The sequence below is a fragment of the Paractinoplanes bogorensis genome, from assembly GCF_018829635.1.
GTDB lineage: Bacteria > Actinomycetota > Actinomycetes > Mycobacteriales > Micromonosporaceae > Actinoplanes > Actinoplanes bogorensis.
Genome location: NZ_JAHKKG010000005.1, coordinates 201,638 through 214,655 on the forward strand (window position 1 = coordinate 201,638; position 13,018 = coordinate 214,655).

The 13,018-nt window shown below is 71.5% G+C and carries 15 protein-coding genes; 8 read left to right on the forward strand and 7 right to left on the reverse strand.

Translation table 11 applies throughout. From position 1 onward, the window contains the following. Positions 1-4 precede the first annotated feature (4 nt). Positions 5-1,012 (forward strand): TIGR03617 family F420-dependent LLM class oxidoreductase, encoded by a 1,008-nt coding sequence (locus tag KOI35_RS16350; RefSeq protein WP_215788311.1) that lies wholly within the window; start codon positions 5-7, stop codon positions 1,010-1,012. Here the strand turns inward: KOI35_RS16350 and KOI35_RS16355 are convergent. Further along, the gene (locus tag KOI35_RS16355; RefSeq protein WP_215788312.1) at positions 943-1,878 is read right to left on the reverse strand and encodes an alpha/beta hydrolase family protein; all 936 of its coding nucleotides are present in this window, start codon (positions 1,876-1,878) and stop codon (positions 943-945) included. The two genes, KOI35_RS16350 and KOI35_RS16355, sit on opposite strands and share 70 nt — an antisense overlap. Before the next feature lie 51 nt (positions 1,879-1,929). Then, positions 1,930-2,307 carry a DUF427 domain-containing protein gene (locus tag KOI35_RS16360; protein ID WP_215788313.1) on the reverse strand — a complete coding sequence of 126 codons (378 nt, stop codon included), beginning with the start codon at positions 2,305-2,307 and terminating at the stop codon, positions 1,930-1,932. Between the two features lie 217 nt (positions 2,308-2,524). Between KOI35_RS16360 and KOI35_RS16365 the strand changes: the two genes are divergently transcribed. The 5 genes from KOI35_RS16365 (at position 2,525) to KOI35_RS16385 (ending at position 5,721) form a co-directional block, all read left to right on the forward strand. Further along, positions 2,525-2,887: a hypothetical protein gene (locus tag KOI35_RS16365; RefSeq protein ID WP_215788314.1), complete on the forward strand. Its 363-nt coding sequence runs from the start codon at positions 2,525-2,527 to the stop codon at positions 2,885-2,887. Positions 2,888-2,950: 63 nt separating this feature from the next. Beyond that, positions 2,951-3,415 carry an aminoacyl-tRNA deacylase gene (locus tag KOI35_RS16370; protein ID WP_215788315.1) on the forward strand — a complete coding sequence of 155 codons (465 nt, stop codon included), beginning with the start codon at positions 2,951-2,953 and terminating at the stop codon, positions 3,413-3,415. Between the two features lie 10 nt (positions 3,416-3,425). Continuing rightward, complete coding sequence (locus KOI35_RS16375) at positions 3,426-3,773, forward strand: UBP-type zinc finger domain-containing protein (RefSeq protein ID WP_215788316.1); 348 nt, start codon at positions 3,426-3,428, stop codon at positions 3,771-3,773. A 63-nt stretch (positions 3,774-3,836) separates the two neighbouring features. Beyond that, positions 3,837-4,616, forward strand: a complete 780-nt coding sequence (locus tag KOI35_RS16380) for a metallophosphoesterase family protein (RefSeq protein ID WP_215788317.1) — start codon at positions 3,837-3,839, stop codon at positions 4,614-4,616. A 13-nt stretch (positions 4,617-4,629) separates the two neighbouring features. After that, positions 4,630-5,721: a nucleotide disphospho-sugar-binding domain-containing protein gene (locus KOI35_RS16385; protein ID WP_215788318.1), complete on the forward strand. Its 1,092-nt coding sequence runs from the start codon at positions 4,630-4,632 to the stop codon at positions 5,719-5,721. Between the two features lie 11 nt (positions 5,722-5,732). Here KOI35_RS16385 and KOI35_RS16390 read toward each other — a convergent pair whose 3' ends face one another. Continuing rightward, the gene (locus tag KOI35_RS16390) at positions 5,733-6,596 is read right to left on the reverse strand and encodes a DMT family transporter (RefSeq protein WP_215788819.1); all 864 of its coding nucleotides are present in this window, start codon (positions 6,594-6,596) and stop codon (positions 5,733-5,735) included. A gap of 178 nt (positions 6,597-6,774) precedes the next feature. On the opposite strand from KOI35_RS16390, the gene KOI35_RS16395 reads away from it, so the two are divergent. Beyond that, positions 6,775-8,181, forward strand: coding sequence for an aminotransferase-like domain-containing protein (locus KOI35_RS16395; RefSeq protein WP_215788319.1), 1,407 nt, complete (start codon positions 6,775-6,777; stop codon positions 8,179-8,181). Here the strand turns inward: KOI35_RS16395 and KOI35_RS16400 are convergent. Next, a complete protein-coding gene (locus KOI35_RS16400; RefSeq protein WP_215788320.1) occupies positions 8,144-8,620 on the reverse strand; it encodes a VOC family protein in 477 nt (158 codons plus the stop codon). The genes KOI35_RS16395 and KOI35_RS16400 overlap by 38 nt on opposite strands. Before the next feature lie 171 nt (positions 8,621-8,791). Between KOI35_RS16400 and KOI35_RS16405 the strand changes: the two genes are divergently transcribed. Continuing rightward, positions 8,792-9,763 carry a phosphotransferase family protein gene (locus KOI35_RS16405; RefSeq protein ID WP_215788321.1) on the forward strand — a complete coding sequence of 324 codons (972 nt, stop codon included), beginning with the start codon at positions 8,792-8,794 and terminating at the stop codon, positions 9,761-9,763. Positions 9,764-9,979: 216 nt separating this feature from the next. On the opposite strand, the gene KOI35_RS16410 is transcribed toward KOI35_RS16405, so the two are convergent. The 3 genes from KOI35_RS16410 to KOI35_RS16420 all read right to left on the reverse strand — a co-directional run bounded on the left by KOI35_RS16410 (position 9,980) and on the right by KOI35_RS16420 (position 12,945). Beyond that, positions 9,980-11,236: a lamin tail domain-containing protein gene (locus KOI35_RS16410; protein ID WP_215788322.1), complete on the reverse strand. Its 1,257-nt coding sequence runs from the start codon at positions 11,234-11,236 to the stop codon at positions 9,980-9,982. Between the two features lie 60 nt (positions 11,237-11,296). After that, positions 11,297-12,169 carry an acetyltransferase gene (locus tag KOI35_RS16415; RefSeq protein WP_215788323.1) on the reverse strand — a complete coding sequence of 291 codons (873 nt, stop codon included), beginning with the start codon at positions 12,167-12,169 and terminating at the stop codon, positions 11,297-11,299. A gap of 152 nt (positions 12,170-12,321) precedes the next feature. After that, the gene (locus KOI35_RS16420; protein WP_215788324.1) at positions 12,322-12,945 is read right to left on the reverse strand and encodes an HNH endonuclease family protein; all 624 of its coding nucleotides are present in this window, start codon (positions 12,943-12,945) and stop codon (positions 12,322-12,324) included. Between the last annotated feature and the right edge of the window lie 73 nt (positions 12,946-13,018).

Consider the following 13,018-nt stretch of genomic DNA (forward strand, 5'->3'; position numbering starts at 1 on the left):
TCACATGCTCGTTGACTTCGCCGCCGGTGTGTCGGCCACCCCCGTTCAGGTCGAGGCGGCCGCGATGGCCGCCGAGAAGGACGGCTACGACGGGTTCGGCGCGGCCGAGACCAGGCACGACGTGTTCACGGCGCTCACCCTGGCCGCCCGCGCGACCGAGCGGATCACGTTGCAGTCGGCGATCGCGGTGGCGTTCGCGCGCAACCCGATGAACGTCGCCGTGCTGGCCAACGACCTGCAGCTGATCAGCCAGGGGCGGTTCCAGCTCGGGCTCGGCTCGCAGGTGCAGGCGCACATCGAGCGGCGTTTCGCGATGCCGTGGGGCCAGCCGGCCGCGCGGATGGAGGAGTTCGTGCGGGCGATCCGGGCCATCTGGAAGGCGTGGGAGGGCGAGCGGCTGGCGTTCCGGGGCGAGTTCTACCGGCACACCCTGATGACCGACTTCTTCAGCCCGGGCCCGAACCCGTACGGGAATCCGCCGATCCTGGTCGCCGCGGTGGGGGAGCGGATGACCCGGACGGCCGGGCGGGTGGCCGACGGGCTGCTCGTGCACCCGCTGACCAGCGCCGCCTACCTGGGTGAACGGACCCGTCCGGCGTTGCGCGAGGCCCGCGGCGGCAGCCTCGACGACTTCACGGTGTGCCTCTCGGCCCTGGTCGTGCTGGGCGCGGACGAGGCCGCCCGGTCGACGGCCGAGGAGGCGGTCAAGGGGCAGATCGCCTTCTACGCGTCCACGCCGGCCTATCGCGGGGTGTTCGAGATGCACGGCTGGGGCGACCTGGCCGATCAGCTCAACTCGCTGTCCCGCCGGCAGGCCTGGACCGAGATGACCGCGCTGATCAGCGACGAGGTGCTCGACACGTTCGCCGTGACCGGGGACGTGGCGGCCGGCCTGCGGCAGCGGTTCGGCGGGCTGGTGGACCGGATCTCGCTCTACACCCCCTACGAGGTCGACCCGGCGCTGACCGCGGCGGTCGTCAGCTCGTTGTCCAGTGTGGCCAGGGAGTCCTGAACCGGCAGCTTCGGTGAGCCGCCGTAGAGGCTCCAGCGCAGGAACGCCACGGTGGCCGCGCTGACCGCGGGCTGCTCGGCGCTGGTGATCTGGTGGCCGCCCTCGGTGATCGACATCATCGCCCGCGACCAGGGGACCGCTTCGTAGACGGTACGGGCGGCGGCGTACCGGACGGACTTGTCCTCGCGACCGTGCACCAGCATCATCGCCGCGGCGGGGCCGGTGAACGGCGTACCGAGGAAATCAGTTCCGGCGATCAGGATGCCCGCCTTGAGCCGGTCGTCGCGGTGGGCGCTGAACAGCCCGGCCGTGGTGATGCCGCCGCCCGAGTGCCCGGCCGCGGCCAGCCGGGTGGTGTCGAGCTTGCCGCGCAGCGGGCCGGAACCGCCGGTGTTGCGGGCGACGATCTGGGTGAGCACCTCGGACGCGTCCTCGGGCTGGTTGACCAGGTCGTACGCGTTGAACTTGGACGTGCCCATGGCGGTGTGCGGATAGCGCGGGGCGGCCACCACGAACCCGGCCGTCGCCCAGCTGACCAGCAGCGCCGCGTAGTCGTCGGGCTGCGCGTGCAACCCGTGGCTGAAGACGACGACGGGGTACGGGCCGGGGCCGACCGGATACCAGACGCGGGTCGGCAGGGCCCGGCCGTCGCGAGCGAAGGAGAAATCGTGGCGGGCGACAGCGCGTACGGGGGAAGGGGGTTGACCTTGAATTGGCTCGTACGGGGTGACGTCGCGCGCGGTCAGCGTCGAGTTCTTCACCGACGACAGGACGGTCCGCTCGGCGGCCGAGGCCTGACCGGCGCGCACCGCCAGCCCACCGGCCGCGGCCGCCGACATGCTGAGCAACAGGGTTCTTCTTCGCACCGGCCCCACGGTGCCGTCTGACCCTGTGCTGTCCCTATGACCCGCCTGTGCTTACGCGGTCACCTCGATCGAGTCGACCCGGTCGGGGTAGAACGCGACGTAACCCTTGATCTGGGACACGGCGTCGCTCGGGTTCTGGTACTCCCACACCGAGTCGGTCGCCTTGTCGCCGCCGGACGGGATCGAGTAGTAGTTCGCGTCACCCTTGTAGGGGCAGTACGTGGTGGTCGCGGTGGCCTCCAGCAGCGACTGGTCGACGTCGGCGAGCGGGATGTAGGGCACCGCCGGATACGTCGATTCCTGCAGCGTGAGGGCGTTGCGCGTGTCGGCGATCACCTTTCCGCCGGCCTTCACGACGACCCGCCCCGCGTTCGGGGTGATGGTGATCGGGTGGTCGGGGCCGGGGATCTTCACGGGACGGTCGGGCATGACGCCTCCATCGGTTTCGGCATTCTGCTCTTCCACCCCACCTTCCCCTATGCGCGTGGCGCATACCGCGGGTGACCCGTGACCGTCGCTGTGGTTTTCGAGACAGAGATCCCCCCTCGCCCTCCACCGAACGGCCCCGAAAGCCGCGATTGCCGCATGCCGGGCGCGCCGACGTGATGGCCTGAGTTGGCACAACACGGCTCGAGAAGGGTGAACCATGAAAGCGGCAACGCGAATCCTGACACTCGTCGGACTGAGCCTGATGACGGGCGCGACGCTGGGGGCCGCACCGGCCATGGCGTCGACCTCCGCACCAGACACAACGGCCCGGACGGCCACGACCACGGCGGACCAGCCGCGGCGCGACCGGGACTGGACCGCCGGCTACTACGACTCGCGACGCGAGTGCGAGTGGAACGGCCGCATGGGTGAGCGCCGGGACCGGTGGGACGACTACGACTGCGACTTCGTTCGCTGGGGTCGTCACCGCGGGGACTGGGAGCTGACGGTCTCGAAGGACTGGGACTGGCGTGACCGGGGTGGCAACCACCACCGCAACGGTGACGGGGACGACGACTGATCTCCGTGATGATCGGCCAGGCCACATCCCGTACGGGGTGTGGCCTGACGCTATTTTTGATCAATGACGAATCCTGCCGAGGCCGCCGCCACGTCGCTCGGCCTCTCCCATTCGTTGCTGCGCCACGGTCCCGTCAGCAGCGTCGCCGAAGCCGCCGAGGCTCAGGGCGTCGAGGTCCGCGACCTGGTCAAGACGCTGGTGGTGCGGCGCGCCGACGACGACTACGTGTTCGTGCTCGTCCCCGGCGACCGCTCGATCTCGTGGCCCAAGCTGCGCGCGCTGCTCGGCGTCAACCGGCTCTCGATGCCCGACGCGGCCACGGCCAAGGCGGCCACCGGGTACGAGCGCGGGACGATCACCCCGTTCGGCTCGGCCCGGGCGTGGCCGGTCATTGCGGATTCCCGTACGCGGGGACGCGTCATCAACCTCGGCGCCGGGGAACGCGGCGTGGGGCTGCAGGTGGCCGCGGACGAGGCGGTGCCGGCGCTGGGCGGCACGTTCGCTGACGTCACCGACCAGGTGGGGTAGGTTTCGTCGCGTGACGAGTGAAGCGATCCAGCCCGACGTTCCCCCCTCCGGCACCGGCTGCGTCGAGTGCCTCGACAACGGCGGGTGGTGGTTCCACCTGCGACGGTGTGCCCAGTGCGGTCACATCGGCTGCTGTGACACCTCGCCGGCCCAGCACGCGACCGCGCACTGGCGCGAGAGCGGCCACCCGGTGATCCAGTCGTTCGAGCCGGGCGAGGACTGGTACTGGAACTTCTCGACCGAAGAGGCCGCCAACGGACCGGCGCTGGCGCCCGCCACGAGCCGCCCCGACGACCAGCCTGTTCCCGGGCCGGCCGGCGCCGTGCCGACCGACTGGCGGTCCAAGCTCAATCGCTGAAAGAGCCACTTGGGGGTGTGGTGGCTCTCCTGCCGGTGGTCCCGGCCTCGATAGCGTCGGCGGATGAGGCTCCTGCATCTGTCGGACACCCATCTCACGGCGACGCCCGGACCCGCCCGGGATTCGCTGCGCCACCTGCTGGACTCGGTTCGTCCTCTGACCGGCCTGGACGCGGTGGTGGTCACGGGCGATGTCGCGGACGACGGCAGCCGCGCGGCGTACGAGCAGGTGCGGGCCCTGATCGGTGAGCTGGGCCTGCCCGTGCTCTGGACGACCGGCAACCACGACGAGCGGACCGCGTTCGCCGCGGTGCTCGGCGACGACCTGGTGGCGGCTCATTCCGTACGCGGGCACCGGATCATCACCCTCGACACGCTCGTGCCCGGCGAGGTCTGGGGCGAGCTCGACGACGCTCAACTGGCCTGGCTCCGCGCCGAGCTGGCGACGCCCGCCCCGCACGGCACGGTGCTGGCGTTCCACCACCCGCCGATCGCCCTGCCCGGCTTCGAGGTGCAGGAGAAGCTGGGCCTGCGCAACCCGGAGGCTCTGGCCGACGCGATCCGCGGCAGCGACGTCCGGCTGATCCTCACCGGCCACTTCCACCTGCAACTGTTCGGCCTGCTCGAATCGGTGCCGGTCTGGGTGACGCCCGGCGTCGTCAACCGCATCGACCTGACCGCCCCGGCCGGTGTCGAACGCGCGGTCCGCGGCGCCTCGGCCACCCTGGTCGACCTTTCGCGGTCGCCGATGATGCACCTGCTGCACGCCCGTGATCCGCACACCGGCGAGACCCTGCACGAGAAGCCGATCTCCGACCTGATCGCCCGGTACGCGCGGCCGTGATAGACGTCGACCCATGCGCATCATGTTCGCCGCCGCGCCGCTGCAAGGGCACCTGCTGCCGCTGATCCCGCTGGCGGCGGCCTGCCGCGACGCCGGGCACGACGTGGTCCTCGCCAGTGGCGCGTTCAGTTTTCTGGACGCCGGCCTGCGCACTGTGGACATCGGCGCCGGTTTCAGCCTGCCCCGCAGCGCGATCCAGGCCGCCCTGCGTCACCCCGGGCTCGCGAGGGCCGAGACGCGGGGTCGCGCCGGCCACCGGTTCGTCGGCGAACTCTTCGGCCGGGCCAACCGGGCGCTGATCGAACCGTTGCGGGCACTGGCCGAGCGGGAACGACCCGACCTGATCGTCTACGAATCGCTCACCGAGGCCGGGGCGATCGTGGCCGCACGGCTGGGCATCCCCTCGGTGCTGCAGGAGAACACGCTCTACCCGGCCGGCGAGTTGTTCCGGGCGGTGGCCGGCAGTTCCGCCCTGTCCGGCCGGGCGTTCGCCGAGCCGGCGCTGACCATTTCCGTGGCGCCACCCTCGCTCAGGTCATCGTCCACCGGTCGTGCGGTCCCGATGCGGCCGGTTCCGTACTCGGGCGGGGGTTCGGTGCCGGACTGGCTGCTCACGCCGTCGTCGCGCCCCCGCGTCATCGTCAGCCGCAGCACCATCAAGGGCCCGAACGACGGTGATCCGGGCCCGGCCGTGATCGCGGTGGCGGCCGAGGTCGACGCCGAGTTCGTGCTGGTCCGCCCGGCGACCTCGCGGAGTGCCCTGCCGTCCGGCGTGCGCACCGTCGGGCGGGTGCCGATCAACCGGCTTCTCCCGTACGCGTCGGCCTACGTCCACCATTCCGGAGCCGGCAGCGTGCTGGGCGGCCTGGCCGAAGGCGTGCCGCAGCTGACCGTGCCCGGGGCGGGCGACCGCCGTTTCAACGCGGAGCTGCTGGCACGCCGAGGAGCCGGGCTGATGGTGGACACGAAGGACATCACGGCGGCGGTGCTGACCCGGCTGATCACGGACGCCGGCCTGCGGGGTGCGGCGCAGGAGGTGGCGGCCGAGATCGCAGCCATGCCGTCGCCGGCCGCGGTGGTGCCGTCGTTGGAGAGCCTCGTCTGACGCGATGCAGGTCAGCGGCCGACCGGCTGGGCCTGGGTTCGCTGGATCAGCACGACGCAGGTCAGCACCACGACGGCGGCCAGCAGCGAGGCGAGCGTGACGGTCTCGCCGAGCAGCAGCGCCGACCACAGCAGGGTCAGCACGGGCTGGGCCAGCTGGATCTGACCGACCCGCGCGATGCCGCCCCGGGCCAGCCCCGCGTACCAGGCGAAGAACCCCAGGAACATGGACACGGCGGTCAGGTAGGCGAAGGCCGACCACGCGGCGGGGCCGGCGTGCGGGGGATCGGCGACCGCGACGGCCAGGGTGATCGGCAGGGTCGCGGGCAGCGAGAGCAGCAGCGCCCAGCAGATCGTGCGGGCACCGCCGAGTTCGCGGGAGAGGGCGCCGCCCTCGGCATATCCGAGACCGCACAGGACGACGGCGACCAGCAGGAACAGGTCGGCGATCTCGAACGCTCCGGCGGCGGCTCCGGTGACGACCAGGAACGTCAGCACGGCGGTGAGCCCGGCCGCGCTGGCCAGCCAGAACAGGCGCGAGGGTCGTTCGCCGGCCCGGAGCACGGCGAAGATCGCGGTCATGGCGGGCAGCACGGTGACGACGACGGCGCCGTGGGCCGAGGTCTGGGTGGTCAGGGCCAGCGAGGTGAAGAGCGGGAAGCCGACGACGACACCCAGCGCGACGATCGAGAGCCGTCGCCACTGGGCCGGGGTGGGCCGGGGTGCGCGGGTCATCCGCAGGTAGGCGGCGGCGAGGAGGGCGGCGCCGACCGCCCGGCCGAAGGCGACGAACCAGGGGTCGAGTTCGTGCACAGCGACGCGCGTGGCAGGGAGCGACATACTGAACGCGAGGACACCCAGCGCCCCCAGGACCATTCCGCGCGCCGAGCCCGTACGCCGTCCGACGACCCGGGCCGCACCCGGTCCCGGGTTCAACTCCGCGCGCGCACCGACCGGGCCCGCGGCGGGTTCCGTTCCGATCGCGCTCGCGGTGCCCGGCGCGGCGGGTCGGGGCGTTACCGCGATCGGCTCAGTAGCGTTACTCTTGCTCCTCATGAATGACGGTAACGCAGCCGAGCGCGTTATCCAAGATCTGCGGGCGCTCGCGGGCCGTGCGGGTGGGGGAGCGAGGCTTCCTTCCGTGCGGGAACTAACCGCTCGCCACCGGGCCTCACCCGTGACCGTGGCGGCGGCGATCCGTGCGCTGGTGCGGGAGGGCGTCGTCGAGACCCGTCCGGGGCAGGGCACATTCGTGGCCGGGCGGACCGAGCGCCCCCACCGGCCCGACCTCTCGTGGCAGACGGTCGCGCTGGGCGCCCGCCGGTCGGGCGAGGAGGAGCTCCAGGCGTTACTCGCGATACCGCCGGCCGGGGCGATTCCGTTATCGGGCGGCTACCTCGACCCGGACCTGCAACCCACCGCTGCCCTCGGCGCCGCCCTGGCCCGGGCCGCCCGTCAGCCGGCTGCCTGGCAGCGCGGTCCCGCCGAGGGCCGGGCCGATCTGCGCGCCTGGTTCGCCCGCGACCTCGGACTGCGCGCGGACGACATGGTGATCAGCCCGGGTGGCCAGGCCGCGATCTCGTCCACCCTGCGCGCGCTGGCCGGGCCGGGCGACACGCTGCTCGTCGAGTCGCCGACCTATCTCGGCGCGCTCGCCGCGGCCCGCGCGGCCGGGTTGCGCGTCGTGCCCGTTCCGACCGACACGGACGGTGTGCTGCCCGATCAGTTGCGCGCCGCGTTCCTCCGCACCGGCGCCCGGCTGTTCTACTGCCAGCCGCTGCACGCGAACCCGACCGGCGCCACGCTGGCCGAGCATCGGCGGGGCGAGGTGCTGTCCGTCGTACGGGAAGCGGGGTCGTTCCTGATCGAAGACGACTATGCGCGCGACCTGACCATCGACGGCACCGCGCCGGCACCGCTCGCGGCGGACGATCCGGACGGCCATGTCGTGCATGTTCGCTCACTGACCAAGTCGGCGGCGCCCGGTCTGCGCATCGCCGCGGTCGGTGCTCGCGGTCAGGCCGGTGCGCGTCTGCGGGCCGCGCGACTGCTCGACGAGTTGTTCGTTTCCGGGCCGCTGCAACAGGCCGCGCTCGAACTGGTCACCTCGCCCGCGTGGGAACGGCACCGTCGCGCGCTCCGCAAGGAACTGCGCGTCCGGCGCGACGCGTTGCTGAACGCGCTGCGCCGGCACCTGCCGCTGCACGAGGGGCGGGTGCCGGCCGGCGGACTGCACCTGTGGGTCCGTCTCGACCACGGCATCGACGACGTGGCCCTGGCGACGGCCGCCGTGGCCGAGGGGGTCGTCGTCTTCCCCGGCCGGCCCTGGTTCCCGGCCGAGGCGCCCGCGTCCTATCTGCGCCTGACCTACGCGGCGGCCCCGCCCGACTTGATGGACGAGGCCGTCCGCCGTCTCCGCCGCGCTATCGAAGGTCTCGCAGCGCCACGTCCAGCGTCGTGAAGACGGTGTCGTCACCGCCCTCCCAGACCGGCACCGGGTCGGCTTGGCCGGGCGCCGGCGCGTACAGCCACCACAGGTTCTGCCACGGGTCGAGCATCCGGCCGAGGGTGGTCTCGCCGTAGAACGGGGTCGGCGGCGTGACGACCGTGCCCTTGCGCGCTACTGCACGTTCGAGCAATGAGGCGACATCCCGCACCCACACCTGCAGCAGGCCGGGCCGGGCCGGCCACCCCTCCTGCCGGTCGGCGATCATCAGATCCACCGTGCCGAGGCGCAGTTCGGAGTGGATGAGTTTCCCGTCGGGCATCTCGGTGTGTGCCTCCGGCGTTTCCCGTACGCCGAACACCTCGGACACGAACGTGATGAGCCCGGCCGCGTCGTCGACGAGCAGGAACGGGTTCAGGACGGCACCCTCGGCGGGCGTGTGCAGAATGCTCATACCGATCAGCAAAGCGCACACTGCGGTCAGTTCCCGGCCGCAATTCGCCGACAGTGGACTTGTCACCCAGCGTCGAGGCGCGGAGTTCCTGGGCGCGCCCGATCGGCGTCGCCTACGGGATCTGGTCAGCCGGGGCCGCATCCCCGTCGCCGCCGAGCCTAGGGTGGGCGAATGGAGCTGGAACCGAGCATCAACGCCTGGATCGAGCGGGCACGACCCGGACGGCGGGTGACCGGGGCGCGCAAGTTGACCGGCGGGTACAGCAACGACAACACGGTCGTGACCATGAGCGATGGTGAGCGATATGTGCTGCGGCGCTACCTGCGGACCAACCGGTGCGCGCTCGAACGAACTCTGGCCGAACGGGTCGACGGGGTCGTGCCGGTCGCCGCGGTGGTGGCCGCCGACCCGACCGGTGACAGCGCGGGCGAGCCGGTGCTGCTGTCGGTGTTCCGGCCCGGCCGTCCGGTGAGCGAACTGCTGACCGAACTGGACGACAGCGCGCTGGCCGCCCTGGGCCACGACGTCGGTTCCACCCTCGCGTGCATCGGCACCGTGGAGTTCATCCGGCCGGGCTTTCTCACGGTCGTCGCCCCGACAGCCGCGGGCGCGCCCGACCCCGACCCAGGCGTCGAGTCCGGCGCCCGGCTGCGGTCCGACGGCATCGAGCCGATCGACGGGCTCGACCAGTTCGTCGACCGGTGTCTCCGGGAGGGCAACGCCGACGGCCACCTCAGCGGCGACGAGCAGCGGGCCCTCCTGCGCTGGGCCGAGCGCGCGGCGCCGGAACTGGCCACCCTCAAGGGATCCCGTTGCCTCGTCCACTCCGACTACAACCCCAAGAACCTGCTGGCGAGCGGCGACCGGGTGACCGCGGTGCTCGACTGGGAGTTCGCGTTCAGCAGCTCCCCGCTCGTCGACGTCGGCAACATGCTGCGCTTCCCGCATCCGCCGGCTTTCGACGAGGCGTTCATCGCGGGATTCCGGGACGCGGGCGGGAGCCTGCCGCCGAACTGGCGCCGCCTCAGCCAGGCCCTCGACCTGTTCGCGCTGGCCGACTTCCTGACCCGCCCGGTCGAGCACCGCTACTTCGGCCGCGCGATCGAACGCATCCGCGCGCTGCTCGCCGCGAGCGACCGTTGACGGCAATCGCCCGCGCGCTGCTCGCCGCGAGCGACCGTTGACGGCAATCGCCCGCGCGCTGCCTGCCGCGAGCGACCGTTGACGGCAATCGCCCGCGCGCTGCCTGCCGCGAGCGACCGTTGACGGCAACCGCCCGCGCGTTGCTCGCAAAAGCGACCGCTGACAGCAACTCACCCGCGCCCTGGACCGAAACGGCCGGGGCGCGGGCGGAACTGCTCAGACGCGGCCGATGGCGATCGTCCGGCCCGGCCGCACCTGGTCGGCGCGGTAGCTGGTCTGGTCGATCGTGGTGCCCGCGGCGTCGATCAGCAGGATGCGGTCACCCTGGTTGCCGAGCGACGTCGCCGCCGAGACGGTCACCTGCAGGATGGCGCCGCCGGCCAGGACACCCGTCAGCACCGTACGGCCCCGGGAGTCGTCCTGCAGGCTCCAGCCGCTCAGGTCGACCGGTTTGGCGGTGACGTTGAGCAGCGTGACCACCTCGTGCCCGCGGTCGACGCCTTCCGGGTCGGGCAGGGCGGCCACGATCAGCACGTCGCCGGCCGCGACCGGACGCGGCTGGGTCGGGGTGCCGGGCAGTGCCGGGTCGGGCTCGATGACGAAGTCCTCGGGCCACACCGTCAGCTGGATGCTGCTGCCGGACGCCTTGACCACGTCGTGCATGTTGGCCGGTTCGAGCGTGTCGAGCCGGAACAGCTTGTCGTCGCGGTGCACCGGGTCGGCCCGCAACCACGTGTCGAATCCGTCGAAGTCGCTGTTGCCCGCGGCCAGGTACGACACCAGACGCCGGAACAACTTCGGCCACATGACCAGCCGTTGCAGCGCCAGCGCGTCCGGTACGACCGCAGCGCCGTCCGGATCAGCCGTCGACCGTGGCCACACGCCCTTCCTGGCGGCCCGGGCGGCCCGCGACGAGGCGGCCAGATGCACCCGCAACGTCGTGGGCAGCGTGCCGTAGTACGCCGGATAGGTGTGCCCGTCGGCCAGCAGCGTCGCGTTGACCGACCGGTCGACCAGGGCTTCGTCGACGAACACGGCCGACCCGTCGGCACCGTCCGGATCGCCGGCATAGACGAAACCGATCAGCCGCCCGTTCGCGTCGACGCCGTTGGACAGCACGTGACCGCGCAGGCTGTCCTGATCGGCCGACTGCACCTTGTTCGGCAGGTCCTCGAAATACACGACGTTTGTGAACCCGAGCCGCCGCAACATCTCGTCCCGGGCCAGGTCGGCGCCTTCGAGTTCCTGATGGGTCTCGTTGAAGTGGGTCTCCAGGGCATCAACCGCTTCCAGCCGTACGGAGATACCGCGCCGGTTGATGTCCGGCGGAGTCCCCGACGGACGGGGCAACCCTTCGACCAGCGCGGGTGTGTCGGGCAGGAACTTGATCGTGTCCCCGTCGGGTTCCGGGCCCTGGCGGGGAAGGTCGGGATAGCGGATGACGAAGCGTCCGCGCAGCAGGGTGTAGCTCATGGTGTCCCCCAAGCTGGGAAAACATGACGGCGTGAACCTAGGCCGAGGACCGGGGCGGGGCTAGCCTTGCGTCCCTGATCCGTCCCTCGGCTCGAACGCGAGGCGGGCCCGGATCTGTTCGAACCCGGCCCGCCGCAGGTCCTCGATCGTCGCGGCGAAGGTGGACTCGACGTCGGCCACGACCTCCTCGGCGCCGCCCGCCACCAGTGCGCGCAGCGCCGCCACGAGCAGATCCATACGTCCCGTGCAGGAGTCGCCGTCGGCGATACCCAGGTAGACGATCATCGGCCAGCACGCTTCACCCGCGGTCCCGGCCAGGCCGACCGGACGACCGTCGTCGTGCAGGACGTGCCACGCCGCGGCAGGGCCGGTCAACCAGGGCATCGGGTCCCGGGCCAGGTCGATCCCGGCCACGGCCCAGGCCGTCTCGGAGCCGGTCAATACGTCCGGCGTATCCAAGCGTGCGATCAAAGCGCGGACCTCGTCCGGGCCGGTGGCGAGCCGCACGTCGGCCGACGTGTGAGCGACGGGTGACCGGGTGGGCGTCCAGCGGAAACGGAGGCGCTCGACGGTGGGGATCAGGCCGGCCAGGCGGGCGGCCGCGGCCACGCGGGGATCGACCGGCAACACGGCGTAATAGGGCCGTGCATCACCGAACGTGTCGTGGGCCCGGCGCAGTAACGCGGCGCCGACCTCGGGGGAATCGTTCAGGTCGAACACTTCCAGCCATGGGCCGCCGACCGAACCGGGCGGCAGAACCCAGGCGGCGCGGGCCACCGGTGCACCGTCGCGCAGGGCGATCCACGTACGGGAAAAGGCGAAACCACCGGCGGCCAGGCCGTCGGCGAAAGGCATCGGGGACGGCCGGCCGGGGAACGAATCGAAGACGGATTCCTCACCGGGGACCAGTGGGCGGAAAACGAGTGAACTCATGCGGAACCTCCAGGGCGCGAATGCTGCGCCCCGGAGTCAGAACCGCGGGGACGCCGGGCCGCGGAAGGGGCGCATCGGATCGGACACGGTGCGACCTCCTTCCGGGGCGGCGCCGCTGGGCGAGCGGCGCGAAACGGCGTACGGGAAGGAATTTAGCAGTAGCTGGTGAGCAGGTTCTGCAGTGCGGTCTTCTCGGCCGACTGCAGGGTCAGGTTCCAGTAGTACTTGACGCCGATCCACATGCGCGCATAGGTGCAGCGGTAGGCGGTGCGCGACGGCACCCAGGTCGACGGGTCCTGGTCGCCCTTCGACTGGTTGACGTTGTCGGTCACCGCGATCAGCTGCGGGCGGGTGAGGTCGTTGGCGAAACTCTGCCGCTTGGAGGTGGTCCACGAGCTCGCGCCGGACCGCCACGCCTCGGCGAGCGGAACGATGTGGTCGATGTCGACGTCGGAGGCCGCGCTCCAGGTCACACCGTCATAGGGCGAATACCAACTGCCGGACGTCGATGCGCACGACGAATTGGTGACGACATTGCTGCCGTCGCGCTTGAGGACGGTCTCGCGGGTGTTGCAGGCGCCGCTGATCGTGATCCAGTGCGGGAACAGGTCGCGCGAATAACCGCTCATCGAACCCTGGGTCGCGACGGTGAGCGCATTGAGCTGCGACTGGGCGGTGGTGGCGGACGGAATGTTCGGCGGCGTGGCCGAGGCGGGTGCGGCGGTGGCCAGGCCGATTGCCACGACAGCGGCTACCAGCAGCGAGAGACGACGCATGACCTGCTCCTGTCGACATCCATCGAATAGATGTCGATCAGTCTCCCGGTCCGGCCGGATCGGCAGTAGATCT

What these genes read in the sequence shown, in the direction of transcription:
- KOI35_RS16350 (WP_215788311.1), top strand. Translation starts at nt 5, where the DNA reads ATGCTCGTTGACTTCGCCGCCGGTGTGTCGGCCACCCCCGTTCAGGTC.
- KOI35_RS16360 (WP_215788313.1), bottom strand. Translation starts at nt 2,307, where the DNA reads ATGCCCGACCGTCCCGTGAAGATCCCCGGCCCCGACCACCCGATCACC.
- KOI35_RS16365 (WP_215788314.1), top strand. Translation starts at nt 2,525, where the DNA reads ATGAAAGCGGCAACGCGAATCCTGACACTCGTCGGACTGAGCCTGATG.
- KOI35_RS16370 (WP_215788315.1), top strand. Translation starts at nt 2,951, where the DNA reads ATGACGAATCCTGCCGAGGCCGCCGCCACGTCGCTCGGCCTCTCCCAT.
- KOI35_RS16380 (WP_215788317.1), top strand. Translation starts at nt 3,837, where the DNA reads ATGAGGCTCCTGCATCTGTCGGACACCCATCTCACGGCGACGCCCGGA.
- KOI35_RS16385 (WP_215788318.1), top strand. Translation starts at nt 4,630, where the DNA reads ATGCGCATCATGTTCGCCGCCGCGCCGCTGCAAGGGCACCTGCTGCCG.
- KOI35_RS16390 (WP_215788819.1), bottom strand. Translation starts at nt 6,596, where the DNA reads ATGGTCCTGGGGGCGCTGGGTGTCCTCGCGTTCAGTATGTCGCTCCCT.
- KOI35_RS16395 (WP_215788319.1), top strand. Translation starts at nt 6,775, where the DNA reads ATGAATGACGGTAACGCAGCCGAGCGCGTTATCCAAGATCTGCGGGCG.
- KOI35_RS16400 (WP_215788320.1), bottom strand. Translation starts at nt 8,620, where the DNA reads ATGAGCATTCTGCACACGCCCGCCGAGGGTGCCGTCCTGAACCCGTTC.
- KOI35_RS16405 (WP_215788321.1), top strand. Translation starts at nt 8,792, where the DNA reads ATGGAGCTGGAACCGAGCATCAACGCCTGGATCGAGCGGGCACGACCC.
- KOI35_RS16410 (WP_215788322.1), bottom strand. Translation starts at nt 11,236, where the DNA reads ATGAGCTACACCCTGCTGCGCGGACGCTTCGTCATCCGCTATCCCGAC.
- KOI35_RS16415 (WP_215788323.1), bottom strand. Translation starts at nt 12,169, where the DNA reads ATGAGTTCACTCGTTTTCCGCCCACTGGTCCCCGGTGAGGAATCCGTC.
- KOI35_RS16420 (WP_215788324.1), bottom strand. Translation starts at nt 12,945, where the DNA reads ATGCGTCGTCTCTCGCTGCTGGTAGCCGCTGTCGTGGCAATCGGCCTG.